Raw genomic sequence first — 21,350 nt, forward strand, 5'->3', positions numbered from 1 at the left:
GTTTCTCGGCACTGGGCGAACGCTTTCTTACACGCCTGCCCCCGATGCCCATGCCTTCGGGAGCGATTGGCGAACCGTATCTGGTCGGGTTCTCGCCAGATGCCGCAGCGTCGCTCGGCATCACGCGCGCCGAACTCGACACCGCTGCGGGGCTGGCCGTATTCACCGGTAACGCCGTCGCCACCTGGAGCGACCCGCTCGCCACTGTCTACTCAGGCCACCAGTTCGGCGTGTGGGCAGGCCAGTTGGGCGATGGCCGTGCGCTGCTGCTGGCGGAATTCCAGACCGCCGACGGCCCCTACGAAGTCCAGCTCAAAGGTGCCGGCCGTACGCCGTATTCGCGCATGGGCGACGGGCGCGCCGTGCTGCGATCGTCCATTCGGGAATTCCTCTGCTCGGAAGCCATGGCAGGCCTCGGCATTCCGACCACGCGCGCCCTGTGCGTGACCGGCGCTGACGCCCCCGTGCGCCGCGAAGAGATCGAAACCGCTGCCGTCGTTACGCGCCTCGCGCCGTCGTTCGTGCGCTTCGGTCATTTCGAACACTTTGCGGCCAGCGAACAGCTGCCCCAGCTTCGTGCACTCGCCGATTACGTCATCGACCGCTTCCACCCCGCCAGCCGCAGCGAGCCGCAACCGTATCTCGCGCTGCTGCGCGAACTCGCCCGCCGCACCGCTGAACTGATGGCCGACTGGCAAGCCGTTGGCTTCTGCCACGGCGTGATGAACACAGACAACATGTCGATTCTTGGCCTCACGCTCGACTACGGCCCGTTCGGCTTCCTGGACGGCTTTGACGCCAACCACATCTGCAACCACTCGGACACCGGCGGCCGTTACGCCTATGCGCAGCAGCCGCAGATCGGCTACTGGAACCTGTTCTGCCTCGCGCAGGCGTTGCTGCCGTTGTTCGGCGAAGATCCCGACGTTTTCGTCAATTTGAGCGACGAAGCGCAGGCTCAACCCGCCATCGATGCCGCGCAAAACGTATTACTGACCTACCGCGACGTCTACGGCGCGGCGTTCTACGCACGTTATCGCGCCAAGCTCGGCCTCTCCACCGCACAGGACGCAGACGAGGCGCTCTTCGGCGATCTGTTCAAGCTCCTGCACAACCAGCGTGCCGATTACACGTTGTTCTTCCGCCACCTCGCCGACGTACGCCGCGACGACACGCCGGCTGCGGCAGAAGCGCGCACCGTGCGCGATTTCTTCTTCGACCGTGCAGCCGCAGACGTATGGCTTGCCGCTTATCGGCAGCGCTTGCAGGCCGAACCGCAATCCGACGACGAACGCGCAGCCGCCATGCAGCGCGTCAACCCGAAATACGTGCTGCGTAACCACCTGGCTGAAATCGCCATCCGCCGCGCCAAGGAAAAGGATTTCTCCGAAGTCGAAAACCTGCGCGCCGTGCTGGCCCGCCCGTTTGACGACCACCCCGGCTTCGAGCACTACGCGCAGCCCGCGCCGGACTGGGCATCGTCATTGGAAGTGAGCTGCTCGTCGTGAGCCGGCATGCCGACATGCGGGGCGCGTGATGCACCGGAACTGACGCCGTGCTCTAATCCGCGCCTGTCAGGATTGCCGCTGCCGCACGACAAAACAACGTCAGCCGCTCGATCGCTCCATCCCGCGGTTGCCGAATCCAACAAGGAGTCTCATCACCATGACCGTCAAGAAATCCGACGCCGAATGGCGCGACCAACTCTCCGACATCGAATACCGTGTCACCCGGGAAGCGGCCACTGAGCGCCCCTTCACCGGCAAGTACTGGGACCACTGGGATCGCGGCGTCTACAACTGCGTCTGCTGCGGCACGCCGCTGTTTGAATCGTCGACCAAGTTCGATGCGGGCTGCGGCTGGCCGAGCTATTTCCAGCCCATCAACGGCGAGGTGATCGACGAGAAGACGGACCGCTCGCACGGCATGCTGCGCATCGAAGTGCAGTGCAAGAATTGTGGCGCGCACCTCGGCCACGTGTTCGAGGATGGCCCCGCGCCCACTGGCCTGCGGTATTGCATCAACTCGGCTGCGCTAAAATTCGGCGATTGATCTTTCCCTAATCATCGTCCGTATAGGCCCGCACAAGCGCGTTCCCGCATGAAATTCCTGTTCGATCTGTTCCCGGTCATCCTGTTCTTTGCTGCCTTCAAGGTCGCCGGTATTTATGTGGCGACCACCGTCGCGATGGTCGCCACCGTGCTGCAGATCGCCTGGGTGTGGTTCAAGCACCGCAAGGTCGACGCCATGCAGTGGCTGTCGCTGCTCATCATCGGGGTGTTTGGCGGCGCAACGCTTATCTTCCACAACGAAACCTTCATCAAGTGGAAGCCGACGGTGCTCTATTGGCTGTTTGGCGTTGTGCTGTTGGGCAGCGTGGTGGTCGTTCGCAAGAACCTCATCCGCGCCATGATGGAGCAGCAGGTATCGCTGCCCGAAACGATGTGGGGCCGCCTGAACCTGGTGTGGGCGCTGTTCTTCCTGGTCATGGGCTGCCTGAACCTTTATGTGGCCTACAACTTCGACACCGACGTGTGGGTCAACTTCAAGCTGTTCGGATCGATGGGCCTGATGGTGGTATTCATCCTTGCGCAGAGTGTCTGGCTGGCGCGCCACATGCAGGAGCGCCCGGCCAACGCGGCCAACGATGCCAACATCGGAGACGACCGCTGATGGCCGCAGATCCGCAAGAAATTGAACGCCTCCTGCGCGAGGCCTTCCAGCCTGTCCAACTGGTCGTTGAAGACGACAGCGCCAAGCACGCCGGGCACGCCGGCGCAGCCTCCGGCGGCGGGCATTACAACGTCGAAATCGTCAGCGCGACCTTTGCCGGCAAGAACCGTTTGGCCCGTCATCGCATGGTGTATGATGCGCTGCACACGCTGTGGCCGGCGGCAATCCATGCGCTGGCGATCCGCGCGGTCACTCCCGAAGAAAACACGTAAGCGCATTCCACGCTCACTCGTCCTTCCCTCGAACGCAATCCCATGAAGATTTCCAGCCTCACTGCCAGCCTGCTGGCTGCTGCCCTTGCTGCGACCGTTGCTCCCGCGATGGCGCAAAACGCCGCGGTGGTCAACGGCAAAGCCATCCCGAGCGCCAAGGTGGACGCGCTGATCAAGAAGTCGGGCCAGCCCGAATCGCCCGAGCTGCGCGCCAGGGCCCGCGACATGCTGGTCGACCGTGAACTGATCGAGCAGGACGCGGCCAAACGCGGTCTGCTGGAGCGTGACGACATTCAGGAACAACTCGCTGCTGCGCGCCTGAATGTGCTCGTGGCCGCCGAGTTCGAAGACTACGTCAAGAACAGCCCTGCCACCGAAGACGAACTGCACAAGCAGTACGACAAGATCAAGGCGCAGTTCGGCAACGGCAAGGAATACCACGCCCACCACATCCTGGTGGACAAGGAAGCCGACGCGAAGGCCATCATCGCCAAGCTCAAGGCCGGCGCCAAGTTTGAAGACATCGCCAAGGCGCAATCGAAGGACAAGGGATCGGGCGCCAACGGCGGCGATCTGGACTGGGCGAACCCGGGCACCTACGTGCCGGAATTCTCGGCCGCTCTCACCGGCCTGAAGAAGGGGCAGATCACCCAGACGCCGGTCAAGACGCAATTCGGCTGGCACGTGATCCGCCTGGACGACACGCGCGACGCCAAGATCCCGTCGTACGAAGAGGTCAAGCCGCAACTGCTCGAGATGATGATGGGCGACCAGAACTGGCAACGCAGCAAGTTCCAGGCGATGCTGAAAGACCTGCGCGAAAAAGCGAAGATCCAGTAAGCAGAGCAGCCCGTTGGGGCAGTGAAAAAAGGGGCCGCGTGCCCCTTTTTGATTTGATGGCGACGTTGCATCGCACGCAATCGGAATCCCCTCCCTGCCCCAGGTTTTCTTTTGAAGTGTTTGCTGAAAAGCATTGCGATTTGGCCGATAATGTGCGCCCACGCGCGCCGGCATTGCACTGCTTCGGTGCGCTCAAGAATCAAGACAGTCTTACAAAACCAACCACGCCGGCACGGGCATATCCCGCCCGCCGCCAGAGCGAAACCACCCAAAAGGAAACAGGAGATCCTTATGTCCACGTTCAAGCACGCCTTCCGCATTGCCGCGCTTGCCGCCATTCCGATGGCACTGCTGCAAGCCGCACCGGCACTGGCCCAGGCCACCAAGTCGGTCGAAGTGCTGGCCATCGTTGAGCACCCGGCGCTCGACGCCATCCGCGATGGCGCCAAGGAACAACTCAAGGCCGAAGGCTTTGACGCAGGCAAGAACCTGAAGTGGGAATACCAGAGCGCACAAGGCAGCACGGCCACCGCCGCGCAGATTGCCCGCAAGTTCATCGGCGACAAGCCGGACGCCATCGTCGCCATCGCTACCCCGTCGGCGCAGGCCGTTGTGGCTGCCACCAAGTCGATCCCCGTCGTGTATTCGGGCGTGACCGATCCGGTTGCCGCACAACTGGTCAAGAGCTGGGCGCCGACCGGCACCAACGTGACCGGCGTGTCTGACAAGCTGCCGCTGGACAAGCAGATCGCCCTGATCAAGCGTGTGGTGCCCAATGCCAAGCGCGTGGGCATGGTCTACAACCCGGGCGAAGCCAACTCGGTCGTGGTCGTCACCGAGCTGAAGAAGCTGCTGTCGGCGCAAGGCATGACGCTCGTCGAGTCGGCAGCTCCGCGTACGGTGGATATCGCGCCGGCCGCCAAGAACCTGATCGGCAAGGTCGACGTGATCTACACGAACACCGACAACAACGTGGTGTCGGCGTACGAATCGCTGGTGAAGGTGGCCAACGAAGCGAAGATCCCGCTGGTGGCCGGCGATACCGACAGCGTCAAGCGTGGCGCCATCGCTGCACTGGGCATCAACTACTACAAGCTGGGCCAGCAGACCGGCAAGGTCGTCGCCCGCATCCTGAAGGGTGAGAAGCCGGGCGCGATTGCGTCGGCCGGCAGCTCCGACCTGGAGCTGTTCGTGAACGAAGGCGCAGCCAAGAAGCAAGGCGCCACCCTGTCGGCGGACCTGCTGAAGGACGCCAAGGAAGTCATCAAGTAACTCGCAAGGCGCCGGGCCGGCCTCCGCCCGACGGAGCCGGCCCGGCGCGGGTCTGCCTGCCCGAGCCCCAACGCGGCTATCCGCCGCATAATGGCCGGGCGCTTACGCTCCTACCCATAAGCGTCCCCGTTCATTGCACACAGGCCGGTGCCCAATCACCGTGCCCTACTCTGTCATGTCACTGTTTTCATTGCTCGGCGCCCTGGAGATCGGTCTGATCTTCAGCCTCGTGGCGCTCGGGGTGCTGATCTCCTTCCGCATCCTCAACTTCCCTGACCTCACTGTCGACGGCAGCTTCCCGATGGGCGGCGCTGTGGCGGCCACGCTCATCGCTGGCGGACACGATCCGTTCATGTCGACGCTGGGTGGCACGCTGGCCGGCGCAGTTGCCGGCTTCATTACGGGCTGGCTCAACGTACGCCTGAAAATCATGGACCTGCTCGCCAGTATCCTGATGATGATCGCGCTGTACTCGGTCAACCTGCGCATCATGGGCAAGCCGAACGTGCCGCTCATCTCGGAGCCGACGATCTTCTCGCTGCTGCAGCCGGAGTGGATGCCCGACTACGTGTTCCGACCCGTACTGCTGGGTGTTGTCGTGGTCGTCGTCAAGCTGCTGGTGGACTGGTTCTTCTCGACGCAGATCGGCCTGTCGCTGCGCGCGACCGGTGCCAACCCGCGCATGGCACGCGCGCAGGGCGTCGCCACCGGCGCGGCCACGTTGGCCGGCATGGCGCTGTCCAACGCACTGGTGGCGCTTGCTGGTGCGCTCTACGCGCAAACGCAGGGCGGCGCCGACGTGTCGATGGGTATCGGCACCATCGTCATCGGCCTGGCTGCCGTCATCATCGGCGAGACCGTGCTGCCGGCACGCCGCCTGGTGCTGACCACGCTGGCCGTGGTGGTGGGCGCGATCCTGTATCGCTTCTTCATCGCCCTGGCGCTCAACAGCGATTTCATCGGCCTGCAGGCGCAGGATCTGAACATGGTGACCGCCGCGCTAGTGGTGATCGCGCTCGTGCTTCCCGGTGTGCGCCGCAAGGTGTTCGGCAAGCTCGCCAAGAACGGTACCAAGGGGAACTGACATGCTGAGCGCACAAGGACTCACCCTCACCTTCAACCCGGGCACGCCGATTGAGACGCGCGCGCTGCGCGGCCTGTCGCTGGAGATCCCGTCGGGCCAGTTCGTGTCCGTGATCGGCTCGAACGGGGCCGGCAAATCGACGTTCCTGAACTCCATCAGCGGCGACCAGCTGGTCGACTCGGGCCGCATCACCATCGACGGTGAAGACGTCACGCGCAAGACCGCGTGGCAACGCGCCGACAAGGTCGCCCGCGTGTTCCAGGACCCGATGGCCGGCACCTGCGAAAACCTGACCATCGAAGAGAACATGTCGCTGGCCATGTGCCGCGGGCAGCGTCGCGGTTTCAAGTTCGCGACCAACCGCAAGTGGCGCGAGATCTTCCGCGAGCAACTGCGCCGGCTCGACCTAGGCCTGGAAAACCGCCTGACCGATCGCATCGGCCTGCTCTCCGGCGGGCAGCGCCAGGCCGTGAGCCTGCTGATGGCCTCGCTGCAGTCGTCGCGCATCCTGCTGCTGGATGAGCACACCGCCGCGCTCGACCCGAAAACGGCCGCCTTCGTGCTGGAGCTGACCGCCAAGATCGTCTCGGAGAGCAAGCTGACGACGATGATGGTGACGCACTCCATGCGCCAGGCGCTCGACTACGGCGACCGCACGGTGATGCTGCACCAGGGCAACGTGATCCTCGACGTGCAAGGCGAGGAACGCCGTGGCCTGGACGTGCCGCACCTGCTGCAGAAGTTCGAGGAAACGCGCGGTGCCAAGGTGGACGACGACGCGCTGTTGCTGGGCTGATCCCGCTCCTGGGCGTCAAGACGACGCTCAGGGCCGGCACCGCCGCCACATCACACACAGATCGGGCTCCCTTAGCGGAGCCCGCGACATTTCCGCTCCATGACCAAGGCCCGCCGCCCTGCCATCAGCATCGCGCCCAATCAGCACGCGGACGACTCGCCAACGCTGTCAAAAGGCCAGCGAGCATTCAACGCGCTGATCAAGCAGATCGAGAATCGGCGCAAGCGGCTGGCGGATTGGGAGGCGGTCACCGTTCAGTTCCAGCGCCGATATGCCGGCGAGTTCTTGCCGCTGGAGCGCAGCCGCATCGCATTGCAGATCCGCTTTGTGCGCAGCCTGGACCAGGTCTACGAGCACGATGCCTTCACCAAGGCAGAGCGCCGCAAGATCTGCGCGCTCATCATCGATCTTGCACGAGACCTGATCGATGAAGACGCGAGCCTGAAGGCGCTCTACAACAAGTACAGCGGCACAGACTTTGACCGGGAAGCCGCGATGCAAGCCGCGGAGATGAAGGCAAGGCTGGAGGCCGCACTCGGCGTCGGCCTGGGCGACGACGCGGATGTGCATTCGGAAGAGGCGCTACTGCAACGCGCCCGCGAGCACCTCGCACAACGGGCTGAGAAAAAGGCCGCCGCCGCAACCAAGCGTGAAGCCCGCCGGGCCGCGCGGAAGAAATCTTCGAAGCAACTTGCGGCAGAAGCACAGGAGGCAGACGAACAGGCGCAGATCAGCCTGTCCATCCGCGAGGTCTATCGCAAGCTCGCCAGCGCCCTGCACCCCGACCGTGAAACCGATCCGCAGGAGCGGGACCGCAAGACCGGCCTCATGCAGCGCGTCAACGAGGCGTATGACAAGAACAACCTCCTGCAACTGCTGGAATTGCAGCTGGAGCTTGAGCACATCGACCAGCACTCGATCAACCGGATCAGCGAAGCGCGGCTGACGCACTACAACCAGATCCTGAAAGACCAGGTGCGGGAGCTTGACCGGCAAATCCATCGCGTCGAGACGACGTTTCGATACACGTACGGGTATCAGCGGTTCGAAGCGCTGCCGCCGGACGCCGTCTTGCAAAAACTCGACCTCGACATCGCAGCGCTGCGCCAACAGGTGTGCAATATCGAGCAGGACCTTGCCGCCTTCGACGATTTCCGCGACGTGCGGCGCATGCTGAAATCCCGCTCGACGCTCGACTGACGGCCTGCTGGGCCGCACGCCGATCCAGCAAAAACGGGCACCCGAAGGTGCCCGTGTCCGATACAGCGATCGGTCGATCAGAAGCGGTGCTGCAGGCCTACCGTCACGCCAACCTGGTTGTTGCCATAACCCGCCACGTCGCGCGACAGGCTCACGTTCTGGCCGTTCTTGGCCTTGGCGTAACCGGCAGACAGGTACGCCGTGGTGCGCTTGGACAGCGCGTACTGGCCGCGCACGGAGAACAGGATCGGATCGGCATCCGTACCGTCCTTGATGTTCTGCTTGTACACCGCGCCATACAGCGTGAAGGCCGGCGTCACGTCGTAGCTGGCGCCCGCCCAATACATATCGCTGCGCTGGCTTGCGGCAGCCGTCGTGAACGCGCGCTTGTAGTTGCGATAGCCTGCGAAGAGCTTCAGTGCACCAAAGTCGTAGCTGGCACCGGCGTGAATGCTCTGGATGTAATCGGTCGTGTCTGCCGGCGTGGTGCTCGTGCCTGCGCCGTTCTGGCGATCCCACGTGAGGGCTGCCGAGAAGCCGCCCACGCTGTAGCCGACGCCCAGGTCGTACTTGGAGCTGCTCTTGAAGTTGCCGGCTGCCTCGCCAAAGCCCACGGTGGCTGCTCGCGCTCGATGCGTGGCTGACGTATTCGCGCGCCATGACTGCGGCCAACGCCGCGTTTGACCGCACGCTCGAAGCGTCGCTCAAAGCCATGCGCGAAGGCGTGCGACTGCGCAACAAGCAATTCGCCATCGACCTGCCCTACCTCGCGCTGGAAATTCTGGAGTCGGAAACGGGCAGCAGCATCTTCTACCGGATTGTCGATACCGGGGGCGGCACACTCACTGGCTACGACGATCTACCCATGCCGAGCGGTCGGCACCCCACGGCATATCGCACCGTCTTCTACGACACGCTCTTTCGCGGCAGGCAGGTACGGATTGCCGCGCAGCTGTTGCCGGTGCGCGATGCCCTGTCGGCCGAAACGCATGTCATCTGGCTGCTGGTGGGAGAAACGTTGGAGCCGCGCGAGGCGCTAGCCCACGAAATCTTGGCGGGCCCATTGCAGCAGGAGGTGCTGCTCGTGGTGCTGGCCGTCTGCATCGTCTGGTGGGGCGTGCGGCGCGGCCTTCGACCGCTGCGGCAGTTGAGCGAAACCGTGGCCGGTCGCGGCACCGATGAGCTTGCCCGCTGCCGCAGCAGGGCCTGCCGGCAGAAGTCACCCTGCTGGTCGAGGCCATCAATCAGTATGTGGCGCGCCTGCTGCGCATGGTGCAGGCCCGCAAGCGCTTCTTTGCCGATGCCGCACATCAATTGAAGACGCCGCTGGCCGTGATCCAGGCGCAATCCGAACTCGCCCTGCGCGAGCCCGACGGTGACCGCATCCGCCGCCACCTTGAGCCGCTGCACGGCACCGTGCGCCAGGCCGCGAGGGGCGTGCAGCAACTGCTCTCGCTCTCGCGCCTGGAAACCGACAGCGGCTACGCACCGCAACTCCAGCCGCTGCGCCTCGACACACTGGCCGGCGATGTCGCGCTGGAACTGGCATCCGTTGCACGCAGATCCGGCGTCGACCTCGGTTTTGAAGGCGAACCGGTGACAGTGGCCGGCGAGTCGCAGTGGCTGCGGGAGCTGATCGGCAACCTGCTCGACAACGCCATCCTCTATGCCGGAAACGGGGCGCGCGTCACGCTGCGGGTCAAGCGGCAGGCGATGGCGATGCTGGGCGAGGGGGCGGTGCTGCAAGTGGAAGACGATGGCCCCGGCATTGCCGTGCCCGAGCGCGACGCGGTATTCGGCCGTTTCTATCGCGGCGCGGCATCGGAAGGCCACGACGGCAGCGGGCTGGGTCTGGCGATCGTGCGTGAGATCGCCCGCCTGCATGGCGGCACGGTCGCGCTGTCGGAAACACCCGGCGGAGGCTTGACCGTAAGCGTCTGCCTGGCGCTTGCATTGGCCGAAGAGCATCCTGCCTGAACGCCGGTTGCTGCACGACAACATTGTTTTCGTAGCGCTCGCGCGTTCCACCGAACACCGTGCACTGTTTGTGTACCGACGCGGCGCACCATTTTCACGCCGATTGAGCGGCCCTCTGTTCCGGCCAAATTGGTTCCATCCGCGCTCTGTTATGCCCGCCGCACGTGTGCTGGCATACGACCTAAACTCAGACACATCGGCACCACCACACGATCGACCGCCGAGCTTGCTCGGGCAAGGCATCCGGGGTTTTCCCTATTGTGGTGCCACGGGCCCGCGCGCCCGTGGGACGTGCCTGAGCGGCTGCCAAAAATGGCTCCATCAAATAACCGGGATTGGGTCCACTTGGCAGAACAATGAGCCGCTATAGTCCATCAACAATTCGTCACAAAACAGCATGTGGACCGAGGCAGATGGATCGGGAAACAGCACAACGGGCTGCATGAGCGCAAGCCAGCGAATGCAGTCTGCAGCCGACAGGGCTCAGGCTGGATGACCGACATGGTATGGAGGAAGCAGCAATGAAGACCGACGACGTGATCGTCAGCTTTCGCGGTGTACGCAAGACGTATGACGGCGAGACCCTCGTGGTCAAGCACCTGGACCTGGACATCTACCAGGGCGAGTTCCTCACCCTGCTCGGCCCCTCCGGCTCGGGCAAGACCACGTGCCTGATGATGCTGGCCGGGTTCGAATTCCCGACCGGCGGCGAAATCCGCCTCGAAGGTGCGCTGCTCAACAACGTGCCGCCGCACAAGCGCAACATCGGCATGGTGTTCCAGAACTACGCGCTGTTCCCGCACCTGACGGTGGCGCAGAACGTGGAATACCCGCTGACGGTGCGCAAGATCCCCGCCAGCGAGCGTGCAGACCGCGTGCACAAGGCCCTGCAGATGGTCCGCATGGAAGGCTTTGCCAAGCGCTACCCCGCCCAGCTCTCCGGCGGCCAGCAGCAGCGCATTGCCCTGGCCCGCGCGCTGGTGTTCGAGCCCAAGCTCGTGCTGATGGACGAGCCGCTCGGCGCGCTCGACAAGCAACTGCGCGAACACATGCAGTACGAGCTGAAGTCGCTGCACGAAAAGCTCGGCGTGACCTTCGTCTACGTGACGCACGACCAGGGCGAGGCGCTCACCATGTCCGACCGCGTGGCCGTGTTCGACAAGGGCATCGTGCAGCAGCTCGACACGGTGGACAGCCTCTACGAACGCCCCTGCAACGAGTTCGTCGCCAACTTCATCGGCGACAGCAACACGCTGCGCGGCACCGTCACCCGTGTCGACGGCGACTACTGCGAACTGCAACTGAACGACGGCGCCCGCATCATGGGCCGCAATATCGCCGGCGCCAATGTGGGGGCCGCCGCCACCGGCTGCATCCGCCCGGAGCGCATGCGCCTGGCCGAAGGCGCCTCCGCCGCCTGCAATGCGCTGATGGGCCAGACGCGCGGCCTCGTCTACTTTGGCGACCACGTGCGCATGCGCTGCGCCCTGCCCGATCAGCCCGAATGTTTTGTGAAGGTGCCGCTGGGCACGCGCGCGCTCGAAGGCTTCGCGCCGGGCGCGCCCATCCAGCTTGAGTTCGCGCCTGAACATCTGCGCGTTTTTGCATGACGCACGCGGGCAGCCCTGCCCGCATGCCTCGACCACACGTTGTACCCACACGCCAATAAGAGGAGCCAGGAATGAAACACATCACAAAGACGCGTCTGTCCGTGCTTGCCGGCGCATTCGCCATTGCATTCGGCGCGCACGCTGCGGAAATCACCGTTGTGAACTTCGGCGGCGCCAATGGTGACGCGCAGAAGGCCGCCTTCAACAAGCCGTTCGAGGCGCAGACCGGTAACAAGGTCACCGTGGTCGAGTACAACGGCGAGCAGGCCAAGATCAAGGCCATGGTGGAAGCCAAGCACGTCAACTGGGACGTAGTGGAAGTCGAATCGGGCGACATCGGCCGCGGGTGTGACGAAGGCCTGTTCGAGAAGCTCGACTGGAGCAAGATCGCCAAGAAGAGCGATCTGATCCCAGAGTCGCCGAGCACTTGCGGCGTGGGCTTCTTCGTGTGGTCGACCGCGATGGCGTACAACGCCGACAAGCTCAAGACTGCCCCGACCGGCTGGGCCGATTTCTGGGACGTGAAGAAATTCCCGGGCAAGCGCGGCATGCGCAAGGGTGCGCGCGGCAACCTGGAATTCGCGTTGATGGCCGACGGCGTGCCGGTCAAGGACGTCTACAAGGTGCTCGCCACCAAGGACGGCCAGAACCGCGCGTTCAAGAAGCTCGATCAGCTCAAGCCGAACATCCAGTGGTGGGAAGCCGGCGCACAGCCGCCGCAGTTCCTGGTGGCGGGTGACGTGGTGATGTCCACCGCGTTCAACGGCCGCATCGACGCCGCGCAGCGCGAAGGCAAGAACCTGAAGGTGGTCTGGAACGGCAGCATCTACGACCTGGACTACTGGGCCATCCCCAAGGGCACGCCCAACAAGGCGCTGGCCGAGCAGTACATCGCCTACACGCTGTCGCAGAAGCCGCAGCAGGAATACGCCAAGCACATCGCGTACGGCCCGGCCAACGTGGCGGCGATCAAGGCGCTCGACGCCAAGACGCAGGCCAACATGCCGAACTCCCCGGAGAACGCCAAGAACGCCGTGCTGCAGAACCTGCAGTTCTGGACCGACCACGGCGACGAGCTGGAACAGCGCTTCGCCTCGTGGGCGTCGAAGTAACCGCATAGCGGTGTAACGCAGTGACCGCGCGGATGCCTTGCAGGTTTGGCAAGGCATCCGCCGGACGAATTCCCGTAGCGATGGCGAGGCAGCATTGAACACCATGACGATCGCGGCTGAATCGGTTCCGGAATCGACGGCCAAACTCAAACGCGAATTGAAGAGCGCTGAGGCGCGCAGGCGTGCGATGGCGCTGGCGCTGGTGGCGCCGCTCGCCATCTTCCTGCTGCTGATCTTTGTCGTGCCGATCGGCGCCCTGCTCACGCGCGCCGTGCAAAACCCCGAGGTGGCCGACGCGCTGCCCAAGACAGTCATCGCCCTGAAAGACTGGGACCGCAAGAGCCCGCCGGCCGACGCCGCCTACGCCGCGCTCGCCGCAGACCTCACCATCGTGAGCGAAGGCGAAGCGATGGGCGCACTGGCCCGCCGCCTCAACACCGAAATCCCGGGCTTCCGCTCGCTGGTTGCAAAGACCGCGCGCGCCATGCCGCTGGCCGATGATCAGGGCAAGGCATTGACGCTGACACCCGGCCATATCCGCGCCAAACTCCTCGAAGTCGACGAGCGCTGGGGCGATGTCACGTATTGGCAGGCCATCGCCAAGAACAGCAGCCGCACGTCGCCGTTCTATCTGCTGGCCGCGCTGGACCACCGGCAGGATGCCTTCGGCCAGATCGAAGCGACCGACCCCGACGAGCAGATCTACGTGACGGTGTTCATCCGCACCTTCGTCATCAGCGCGATGGTGACGTTGTTCGCGCTGCTGCTGGGTTATCCGCTCTCGTACTGGATTGCCTCGCTGCCGGAGCGCCGCGCCAATCTCGTCATGGTGATGGTGCTGATCCCGTTCTGGACGTCCATCCTCGTGCGCGTGGCGGCGTGGATCGTGCTGCTGCAGACCGAGGGCCTGATCAACCACGGCCTGATGGACCTCGGCATCATCAAGGAGCCGCTGGCGCTGCTGTTCAACCGCGTGGGCGTGTACATCTCGATGACGCACATCCTGCTGCCGTTCATGATCCTGCCGCTGTACAGCGTGATGAAGTCGATCCCGCCCACGTACCAGCGCGCGGCAGTGTCGCTGGGCAGCCATCCGTTTGCCGCCTTCTGGCGCGTGTATGTGCCGCAGACGTATCCGGGCATCGGCGCCGGCGCGCTGCTGGTGTTCATTCTCGCGCTGGGCTACTACATCACCCCCGCACTGCTGGGCGGGCCGAACGACCAGATGGTCAGCTACTACGTGGCCTACTTCACCAACGTCACGATCAACTGGGGCATGGCCTGCGCGCTGGGTGCGCTGCTGTTGCTGGCGACGCTGGTGCTGTATGCCGTGTATGGACGCTTCACGCGGCCCAAGGTTCGCGTTGGTTGAACGGAGCCCATCGAAAATGAAACTCACCAAACCGATGTTCGCCCCGCACACCTCGCTCATCGAGCGCATTTGGTACTTCGCGCTGCGCGGCCTGGCCGTGCTGACGCTGCTCTACCTTGTGCTGCCGGTGCTGGTGATCGTGCCGCTGTCGTTCTCGTCGAGCACGTTCCTCTCGTACCCGATTCCGAGCTATTCGCTGCGCTGGTATCAGAACCTCGTCACGTCGGACGAATGGCGCATGGCCGCCAAGAACAGCTTCATCGTCGCGCCTGCCGCCACGATCGTGGCAACGGTACTGGGCACGCTGGCCGCCATCGGGCTGAACAAGGCCGACTTCCGTGGCAAGGGCCTGCTGATGGCGGTGCTGGTGTCGCCGATGATCGTGCCGGTGGTGGTCGTGGGCGTTGGCATGTATCTGTTCTTTGCCCCGCTGGGCCTGGCGAATACGTATATCGGGCTGATCCTCGCGCATGCGGCGCTGGGCGTGCCGTTTGTGGTGACGACCGTGCTGGCGACGCTGCAGGGCTTCAATCACAACCTCGTGCGGGCAAGCCTTTCGCTGGGTGCCAACCCGGTCGTGACGTTCTTCCGCATCACCCTGCCCGTGATCGCACCGGGCGTGATTTCCGGCGCGCTGTTTGCGTTTGCCACCTCATTTGATGAGGTGGTGGTGACGCTCTTCCTGGCGGGTGCCGATCAGGTGACGCTGCCACGCCAGATGTTCACAGGCATTCGCGAGAACATTTCGCCGACGATTGCGGCGCTGGCGACGATCTTGATTGTGTTTTCGACTTGCCTGCTGCTGACGTTTGAGTGGCTGCGGGGGCGGGCTGCGGCTAAGGCGGTGGCGTAAGCGGTTTGGGTTTTGGTTGTTTTCTGTGGTTCATTCCCTGTTTCAGCCCCGGCAGGGGGTGAAACAGGGAATGCGCTGCTGTCCCAAGCATCAAGCCCCAAGTTCCCACACCTCGGAACTCAACACGCGGGGCTTTTTGCTGGGCACTTCCAGTTCAGAACTCGACACGCGAAGCTCTTCGCACGGCGCTCAGAGCTCGGCAGTTGGCGTTCTGAACGCCATGCCCTTGGACGGGCGTGCTTAGAGGAACATCCCGCCCGAAGCTTCAATACGCTGCGCATTGATCCACCGGTTGTCCGGCGACAGCAGCGAGGCCACCACGCCGCCAATATCGTCCGGCACACCAGCGCGTCCCAGCGCCGTATTGGCCGCCACCATGGCATTGAGGCCCGCGTTGTCGCGCACCGCACCGCCACCAAAGTCCGTCTCGATGGCGCCCGGCGCCACCACGTTCACGGCAATGCCGCGCGGGCCGAGTTCCTTCGCCAGATACCGCGTCAGCACCTCCACCGCGCCCTTCATTGCCGCATACGCGCCGTAGCCCGGCAGCGCAAAACGCGCCAGCCCCGACGAGATATTGACGATGCGCCCGCCGTCAGCCATGAGCGGCAGCAGGATCTGCGTGAGGAAGAACACGCCTTTGAAATGCACATTCATCAGTTCGTCGAACTGGGCTTCAGTGGTTTCGGCCACCGTGGCGTGCACGCCCACGCCGGCGTTGTTGACGAGGTAATCGAAGCGCTCGGCCTTCCACTGCGTCAGCACGCCGTGCACGGCCTCGGCAAAGGCGGGGAACGTGGCGATCTTGCCGGTGTCAAGCTGCAAGGCAGCGGCACGGCGGCCCTGGGCTGTCAGTTCGGCGACGAGGGCATCGGCTTCAGCGCGGTTAGTGCGGTAGGTGAAGATCACGTCGGTGCCGCGCTGGGCCAGCTTCTGCACCATGTTCTTGCCAAGGCCGCGGCTGCCGCCGGTGATGATCGCGATGGGGGTATGGGTCTGCGTCATGGTTGCTCTCCGGTTGGGTTTGGGATGGGTGTTGAACACCGTGAGAGCATGGTATTGAGCGATAAATAAAGAATAAATCTCGCTTATCCTATCGCTGTGTTTGCTCACAGATAACAATCAACCCACCCGCCATGTCTACCAACCGACTCGAAGCCATGCAGATTTTTGTGCGCGTGGCCGAACTTGCCAGCTTCACGCGTGCGGCAGAAGCGCTGAGCATTCCCAAACCGGCCGCCTCGGTGGCGGTGCAGCAGCTGGAAACGATGCTCGGCACGCGCCTGCTGCACCGGACCACCCGCAAGGTGCAGCTTACGCAGGACGGCCAGACGTTCTATGAGCGCTGCCAGGATCTGCTGGCCGACATGGACGAGCTGCAAACGATGTTCCGCCAGAGCCCGCAAGCCCTGCGCGGCCGCCTGCGTGTCGACATGCCGGTGGGCGTTGCGCGCCGCATCGTCATCCCTGCCCTACCCGCGCTGCTCGATGCGCATCCCGAGCTGGAAATCGAACTCTCCAGCACCGACCGCCGCGTTGACCCTGTACGCGAAGGCTTCGACTGCGTATTGCGCATCGGCGCGCTGACCGACAGCAGCCTGATCGCCCGCCCGCTCGGTCAACTGCATCAGGTCAACTGCGCGAGCCCCGCCTACATCGCGCGCTATGGCATGCCGAGAACGCTCGACGAGCTCGACCGCCATCGCATCGTCCACTACGTGCAGACGCTGGGGACGAAATCGCCTGGATGGGAATACACGGTGGACGGCCGCTCCGCCTTCCGGCCGATGAAAGGCGCGGTGACCGTCAGCTCAGCCGAGAGCTACGACGCTGCGTGCCGCGCGGGGCTGGGGATGATCCAGGCGCCGGTGTACGCGGGGCTGTCGTCGGCGATTGCGGACGGCACGCTCATCGACGTCATGCCCGACTTCCGGCCCCCGCCGATGCCGGTGTCGCTGGTGTACCCGAACCGGCGGAATCTGCCGGTTCGGGTGCAAGTATTCATGAACTGGATGGCAAACCTGTTGGCGACGCACCTGGAGACGGCATCGAGCGGGCGATAGTGAGCGCGGTCACTGCGCCGGCTTATCGCTACGCTTTTTCAGGTTGGCGCGCAGTGCATCGCTCATCGGCATGTCGAGGTTTGCACCGGCCGGCGGGATGGGCGACTCGAACCATTTCTTGTACAGCGCGGTGAATTCGCCGGATTTCATGAGCCGTGTGATGGTCGCATCCACGAGCCGCTTGAAGGCGGGGTCGTCCTTGCGAACCATGCAGGCGTACGGCTCGACCTGCAGGGTTTCCGCCACGACTTCCAGCGCAGCGGGATTTGCAGAATTGGCACGCAGGCCGTACAGCAGCACGTCATCGAGCGCCAATGCCGTCGCTCGGCCGGTTTCGACGAGCTTCAACGCGTCTGCGTAGTCCTTGCCGGAAATGATCTGGACGTCGATGTTGTGTTCTACGGCAAACTTCTTGAGCACCTTTTCGTTCGTGCTGCCTGCCGTGCTCGCGACGGTCTTGCCGGCCAGGTCCGGGTAGTTTTTGATGCCCGAATCGCGCTTGGTCAAGAGGCGCGTTCCCGCGTAGAAGAAATTGATCGAGAAGGCCACGTCCTTGCCGCGCGCGCTGGTGTTGGTGGTCGATCCGCATTCGAGGTCGTAGGTGCCGTTCACCAGCAGCGGGATCCGATTCGTGCCGGTCACCGGAATCGCGTCGACCTGCAGAGACGGCTTCTTCAGCCGGGCGCGCACATCGTCGACGATGGCTTGCGTCAGGTCGACGGAAAATCCGACCGCCTTGTTCGGGGCCAGCAAGTAGCTGAACGGAACCGCCGCTTCACGGTAACCAACCGTGATCTTGCCTGCTGCAGCGACCTTTTCCAGCGTCTGGGCGTGGATGCCCTGCGCCGCCACCGTTAGACCCGCCACGACAAGCGTGGAAGCGAGTGTGTGTCTCGTGTTCATTTGCGTCTCCATGGATGCGTCCCGCACTCTGTAGGCTTTTGGCAGCTACAGCGCCCTCCCTACGGAATCTAGGCGCAACCCCGTTCTTGCCATTGATGCAGGTCAACATGCCGGACCCGTGTGGCTCAGCATGAAAAAAAAAGCGCCGAGTTGCCCCGGCGCGTTGTTCATCGTTCTGTCCAGCGTGCGCATTGGCACGCCCTATTCCGTCAGAACCTGTGATTGACCCGCACATACGCGGACTGCGTAGACACGTGGCTCGTGTTGAGGGTCGCATCCACGCCCAACGACACCGTGGTTGCCTTGGTTGCCTGAAGCGTGACGCTGGCACCGGTCGTCAGGAACGAACGCGGCAGATCGGTGCCCGGGGCGGTGAACGCGGTGCCGTCCTGGCTCTGGACCTGGACGACGCGCCCCGCGTTCATCAGCTCGTGCGCATAGCCCACGCGAAGCTGCACGTTGAGCGGGCGCACATCACCGAAGGCCTTGTCGAGCGTGACGCCCACATACGGCTGGAGACTGCGCGCGCTGTCCGGACCGACTTGCAGGTTCTGGCCGTTTGCGCCGTTCTCGCCGAAGCCGCTGCCGCGCACATAGGCATAACGCATGCCGACGTGTGGCGCGAGCCGGATGCCGCCCATCTCCAGGGGCAAGCTGGCCTGCGTGGCGGCGGTGAATTCGTGCGCCAGATGGTCGCCCTCAGCGGTACCCACACTGCCAAACGGCCGCTTCTGCGAGAGGAAATCGAGCCCATAGCCCACGGTTGCCGATAGATCGACGGCGCCCATCGGCTGCGCGCCGTAAAGCGCCACGCGCAACGTGTCGATGGTGCCCGATGCGCCGGTGGTGTCTTCGCCGAGCGTGGTGTGCGTGTAGCCGCCCGCTACGCCAACGGTGGCGGCACCCACGCGGCCCTCCGCGCCCGCGAGGAACCCATAGGCATGCGTGAGGAAGCCCGGCGCATTGCCCGACCCACCCACCTTCGTGCTGGAGCCGCTGGCCGTGACCCACACATCTTTGGAACCAGCCAGGGCATCCTGCGGCCCAGACACCCGACCGAGCAGCGCCGCGTTGGCGCCCTGTGCCTGCAGCAGCGCTGTCGTGCCCTGCGCCGTGTAGATGGTGGTCTTTGTCGGCGCCACGACGGTCGGACTGCCTGGGTTGCCGGGCGCTGTTGCTTCAGCAAGCAGCACGTCGACCGCATTCCTTCCGTAGTCCACCGATGTCTGTAACGTGCCGAGGTTGGCTCCGGCCGTTGCTGTGTTGACGTTTGCGAAGCGCCCCGTCACGCCACTGACTGCGCTCAGCACGGTGTAGCGGCGGGCGGTATAGGTACCTGGATCGAACACGATGGCCAGCGAGCCGCCGAGCGCTGCCGCACCGCCCACGCGCAGTTGCGCTGCGTCCGTGGGGCTGACTTCGATGGCGAGCATCCCCGTCGAGCCTTGCGTGTAGTTGCCGCCCACGGAAAGCGTTCCGATGGAGCCGCCCGGCGCGACCACCCCGCTGCTGCTCACATCGCCGGAAACCGTGCCATGGCCGCGCAGGGTGCCCAGCGCGTTCACCAGGACATTGCCGCCAAGCACAGCACCGGCGTTCGCTGCATCGCCAACGGCCAGGGTGCCGCCCGCTACCGTGGTCGACCCCGAGAAGCCGCTGCTGACACCGTTGAGCGTGAGCGTGCCCGTGCCCTGCTTGATCAACGCGCCGTTGCCGCTCAGGCTGCCGCTGAAGGTTTGGGAGGAATCGTCGGCCAGCGTAAGCGCGCTGCCGTTCAGCACCACGCGGCTACCAGCTACGCCGGAGAGATACGCCACCGTCTGGTTGCCGCTAGCAGACAGATCGAGTGTCGAACTGGCCCCCGTGAGCGTGACGCGCGTAGCCGAAGCCAGGCGGCCGGCACCCGACAGCGCCAGCGTGCCGGCGTTGATGGTCGTTGCCCCGCTATAGGTGTTCACGCCGGACAGTGTTTGCGTGCCGCCATTCAGCGTGAGGCCACCCGTACCGCCGATCGCGCCGCTAAACGCGCCGCCTGCATTGGCCAGCGTGAGTGTCCGGCTGCCCAGGGCGACCGCGCCCGAGCCGCTCAACGCGTTGATGGTGGCGCCGGCGGTCGTCCCGGAAATATCGAACGAGCCGTTGTTGACCACGCCGCTCGAGGCCGCAATGCTGCCGCCCCCGGTCAACGCCAGTGTGCCGGCGTTGATCGTCGTCGCGCCGGTAAAGCCGTTCGCACCCGACAGCGTTTGCGCGCCATTGGCGACCGTGAGGCCGCCCGTCCCGCCAATCGCGCCGCTGAACGTGCCGGCTGCGTTGGCCAGCGTGAGTGTCCGGCTGCCCAGGGCAACTGCGCCCGTGCCGGTCAATGCGTTGATGGTGGCGCCGGAGGTCGTCCCCGAAATATCGAACGTGCCGTTGTTCACCACACCGCTCGAAGCGGCGATGCTGCCCGCGCCGGACAACGCGAGCGTGCCCGCATTGATGGTCGTGCTGCCGGCATAGCCCGCCGTGCCCGAGATGGTCAACATGCCGGCCCCGGCCTGCACCAGGTTGCCGGCGCCGCTGATGGTGCCGGCGTACGTCACCGCGTCGCTGCGGTTGAAAGCCAGCGTGCCGTTGTTGACGATATTGCCCGCCACCGAGCCGGTGGTCGCACCGTTGCCGATCTGCAGCGTGCCGGTGGTGATGGTAGTAGCGCCCGTGTAGGTGTTGTCGCCCGTCAGCGTGATCGTTCGACTGCCGGTGACGCCCACGCTGCCCGCGCCCGATATGACGCCTGAAACAACGAGATTCGTCGTGGTCGAATCGAGCGTGACACGCGACGTGGCGTCGCCCAGCGTGACGTTGTTGGACAGCGAGAGGCCTGCACTGCCGGCCGTGATCTTGGCGGCTGCGCCCGCCGCCACGTCGAGGTTGCCGATGATGTTGGACCCCGTCAGCAGTTGCAGCGTGTTGTTCGTCCCATTGAACTGGATGGCAGCCGCCCGCGTGACACCGTCGCTGTACAGGCCGCCGCTAATGGTGCCGCCATTGACGATGACGTCACCGTTGGTAATGACACCCACGCCCGCGGCACCGCCATTGCCCGCACCGCCGGTGATCGTGCCAACGTTGGAAAGCACGTTGAACCCGGCAGCCAGATTGACGCCCGCGCCGCTGGCACCGGCCGTGCTGCCGCCGCCACCACTGGCACCGCCTACACCGCCCACGATCGACCCAATGTTGGTCACCTGGGTACCGGAGCCCAAGGTCAGCAACCCGTCGCCGCCGCCACCGCCGCCGCCCGGGTTCCCGGCAGAACCTCCGTTGCCGCCGTTGCCACC

17 protein-coding genes and 2 pseudogenes are annotated in these 21,350 nt (G+C 64.4%); 15 read left to right on the forward strand and 4 right to left on the reverse strand.

Annotated features, from left to right (window positions below):
• The 9 genes from BEK68_RS01280 to BEK68_RS01320 form a co-directional block, all read left to right on the forward strand.
• Positions 1–1,508 (forward strand): protein adenylyltransferase SelO (locus BEK68_RS01280; protein WP_065851531.1); only part of this gene is annotated, 1,508 nt, incomplete at its 5' end.
• 157 nt (positions 1,509–1,665) lie between these two features.
• Positions 1,666–2,052: a peptide-methionine (R)-S-oxide reductase MsrB gene (gene msrB, locus BEK68_RS01285; RefSeq protein ID WP_004626963.1), complete on the forward strand. Its 387-nt coding sequence runs from the start codon at positions 1,666–1,668 to the stop codon at positions 2,050–2,052.
• Positions 2,053–2,100: 48 nt separating this feature from the next.
• Entirely contained in the window at positions 2,101–2,673 is a 573-nt protein-coding gene (locus BEK68_RS01290) for a septation protein A (protein ID WP_004626965.1), read from the forward strand.
• The gene (locus tag BEK68_RS01295) at positions 2,673–2,945 is read left to right on the forward strand and encodes a BolA family protein (RefSeq protein WP_012435578.1); all 273 of its coding nucleotides are present in this window, start codon (positions 2,673–2,675) and stop codon (positions 2,943–2,945) included. Before BEK68_RS01290 ends, BEK68_RS01295 begins: the two co-directional genes overlap by 1 nt.
• A gap of 42 nt (positions 2,946–2,987) precedes the next feature.
• Positions 2,988–3,785, forward strand: a complete 798-nt coding sequence (locus BEK68_RS01300) for a peptidylprolyl isomerase (RefSeq protein WP_004626968.1) — start codon at positions 2,988–2,990, stop codon at positions 3,783–3,785.
• Between the two features lie 291 nt (positions 3,786–4,076).
• Positions 4,077–5,057 (forward strand): ABC transporter substrate-binding protein, encoded by a 981-nt coding sequence (locus BEK68_RS01305; RefSeq protein WP_004626970.1) that lies wholly within the window; start codon positions 4,077–4,079, stop codon positions 5,055–5,057.
• A gap of 175 nt (positions 5,058–5,232) precedes the next feature.
• Positions 5,233–6,141, forward strand: a complete 909-nt coding sequence (locus BEK68_RS01310) for an ABC transporter permease (protein WP_004626972.1) — start codon at positions 5,233–5,235, stop codon at positions 6,139–6,141.
• A 1-nt stretch (position 6,142) separates the two neighbouring features.
• Complete coding sequence (locus BEK68_RS01315) at positions 6,143–6,937, forward strand: ABC transporter ATP-binding protein (protein WP_012435579.1); 795 nt, start codon at positions 6,143–6,145, stop codon at positions 6,935–6,937.
• Positions 6,938–7,036: 99 nt separating this feature from the next.
• Positions 7,037–8,137: a J domain-containing protein gene (locus BEK68_RS01320; RefSeq protein ID WP_012435580.1), complete on the forward strand. Its 1,101-nt coding sequence runs from the start codon at positions 7,037–7,039 to the stop codon at positions 8,135–8,137.
• Positions 8,138–8,214: 77 nt separating this feature from the next.
• On the opposite strand, the pseudogene BEK68_RS01325 reads toward BEK68_RS01320, so the two are convergent.
• Positions 8,215–8,757, reverse strand: a pseudogene (locus BEK68_RS01325) (porin); the annotation flags it as partial.
• Between BEK68_RS01325 and BEK68_RS01330 the strand changes: the two are divergent.
• The 5 genes and pseudogenes from BEK68_RS01330 to BEK68_RS01350 all read left to right on the forward strand — a co-directional run bounded on the left by BEK68_RS01330 (position 8,733) and on the right by BEK68_RS01350 (position 15,061).
• Positions 8,733–10,114 (forward strand): annotated as a pseudogene (locus BEK68_RS01330) (sensor histidine kinase). The pseudogenes BEK68_RS01325 and BEK68_RS01330 sit on opposite strands and share 25 nt — an antisense overlap.
• A gap of 521 nt (positions 10,115–10,635) precedes the next feature.
• Positions 10,636–11,724 carry an ABC transporter ATP-binding protein gene (locus BEK68_RS01335; protein WP_012435581.1) on the forward strand — a complete coding sequence of 363 codons (1,089 nt, stop codon included), beginning with the start codon at positions 10,636–10,638 and terminating at the stop codon, positions 11,722–11,724.
• Between the two features lie 71 nt (positions 11,725–11,795).
• Positions 11,796–12,836, forward strand: a complete 1,041-nt coding sequence (locus BEK68_RS01340; RefSeq protein ID WP_012435582.1) for an ABC transporter substrate-binding protein — start codon at positions 11,796–11,798, stop codon at positions 12,834–12,836.
• Between the two features lie 103 nt (positions 12,837–12,939).
• Positions 12,940–14,208 (forward strand): ABC transporter permease, encoded by a 1,269-nt coding sequence (locus tag BEK68_RS01345; RefSeq protein WP_012435583.1) that lies wholly within the window; start codon positions 12,940–12,942, stop codon positions 14,206–14,208.
• 16 nt (positions 14,209–14,224) lie between these two features.
• Positions 14,225–15,061: an ABC transporter permease gene (locus BEK68_RS01350; RefSeq protein ID WP_009238074.1), complete on the forward strand. Its 837-nt coding sequence runs from the start codon at positions 14,225–14,227 to the stop codon at positions 15,059–15,061.
• A gap of 240 nt (positions 15,062–15,301) precedes the next feature.
• Here BEK68_RS01350 and BEK68_RS01355 read toward each other — a convergent pair whose 3' ends face one another.
• Positions 15,302–16,066: an SDR family NAD(P)-dependent oxidoreductase gene (locus tag BEK68_RS01355; protein ID WP_024541692.1), complete on the reverse strand. Its 765-nt coding sequence runs from the start codon at positions 16,064–16,066 to the stop codon at positions 15,302–15,304.
• A 131-nt stretch (positions 16,067–16,197) separates the two neighbouring features.
• Here BEK68_RS01355 and BEK68_RS01360 point away from each other — a divergent pair, with 131 nt between their 5' ends.
• Entirely contained in the window at positions 16,198–17,124 is a 927-nt protein-coding gene (locus tag BEK68_RS01360; protein WP_012435586.1) for a LysR family transcriptional regulator, read from the forward strand.
• 9 nt (positions 17,125–17,133) lie between these two features.
• Here BEK68_RS01360 and BEK68_RS01365 read toward each other — a convergent pair whose 3' ends face one another.
• Together BEK68_RS01365 and BEK68_RS01370 are read right to left on the reverse strand one after the other, a co-directional pair.
• Positions 17,134–18,027 (reverse strand): transporter substrate-binding domain-containing protein, encoded by an 894-nt coding sequence (locus BEK68_RS01365; RefSeq protein ID WP_012435587.1) that lies wholly within the window; start codon positions 18,025–18,027, stop codon positions 17,134–17,136.
• Between the two features lie 209 nt (positions 18,028–18,236).
• A partial coding sequence (locus BEK68_RS01370) for an autotransporter outer membrane beta-barrel domain-containing protein (RefSeq protein ID WP_065851533.1) occupies positions 18,237–21,350 on the reverse strand: 3,114 nt, incomplete at its 5' end.

It is taken from the genome of Ralstonia pickettii, from assembly GCF_001699815.1.
GTDB lineage: Bacteria > Pseudomonadota > Gammaproteobacteria > Burkholderiales > Burkholderiaceae > Ralstonia > Ralstonia thomasii.

Coding starts and splice junctions, on each gene's coding strand:
- BEK68_RS01315 (WP_012435579.1), top strand. CDS start 6,143: ATGCTGAGCGCACAAGGACTCACCCTCACCTTCAACCCGGGCACGCCG.
- BEK68_RS01345 (WP_012435583.1), top strand. CDS start 12,940: ATGACGATCGCGGCTGAATCGGTTCCGGAATCGACGGCCAAACTCAAA.
- BEK68_RS01295 (WP_012435578.1), top strand. CDS start 2,673: ATGGCCGCAGATCCGCAAGAAATTGAACGCCTCCTGCGCGAGGCCTTC.
- BEK68_RS01350 (WP_009238074.1), top strand. CDS start 14,225: ATGAAACTCACCAAACCGATGTTCGCCCCGCACACCTCGCTCATCGAG.
- BEK68_RS01300 (WP_004626968.1), top strand. CDS start 2,988: ATGAAGATTTCCAGCCTCACTGCCAGCCTGCTGGCTGCTGCCCTTGCT.
- BEK68_RS01360 (WP_012435586.1), top strand. CDS start 16,198: ATGTCTACCAACCGACTCGAAGCCATGCAGATTTTTGTGCGCGTGGCC.
- BEK68_RS01335 (WP_012435581.1), top strand. CDS start 10,636: ATGAAGACCGACGACGTGATCGTCAGCTTTCGCGGTGTACGCAAGACG.
- BEK68_RS01305 (WP_004626970.1), top strand. CDS start 4,077: ATGTCCACGTTCAAGCACGCCTTCCGCATTGCCGCGCTTGCCGCCATT.
- BEK68_RS01340 (WP_012435582.1), top strand. CDS start 11,796: ATGAAACACATCACAAAGACGCGTCTGTCCGTGCTTGCCGGCGCATTC.
- BEK68_RS01320 (WP_012435580.1), top strand. CDS start 7,037: ATGACCAAGGCCCGCCGCCCTGCCATCAGCATCGCGCCCAATCAGCAC.
- msrB (WP_004626963.1), top strand. CDS start 1,666: ATGACCGTCAAGAAATCCGACGCCGAATGGCGCGACCAACTCTCCGAC.
- BEK68_RS01290 (WP_004626965.1), top strand. CDS start 2,101: ATGAAATTCCTGTTCGATCTGTTCCCGGTCATCCTGTTCTTTGCTGCC.
- BEK68_RS01365 (WP_012435587.1), bottom strand. CDS start 18,027: ATGAACACGAGACACACACTCGCTTCCACGCTTGTCGTGGCGGGTCTA.
- BEK68_RS01355 (WP_024541692.1), bottom strand. CDS start 16,066: ATGACGCAGACCCATACCCCCATCGCGATCATCACCGGCGGCAGCCGC.
- BEK68_RS01310 (WP_004626972.1), top strand. CDS start 5,233: ATGTCACTGTTTTCATTGCTCGGCGCCCTGGAGATCGGTCTGATCTTC.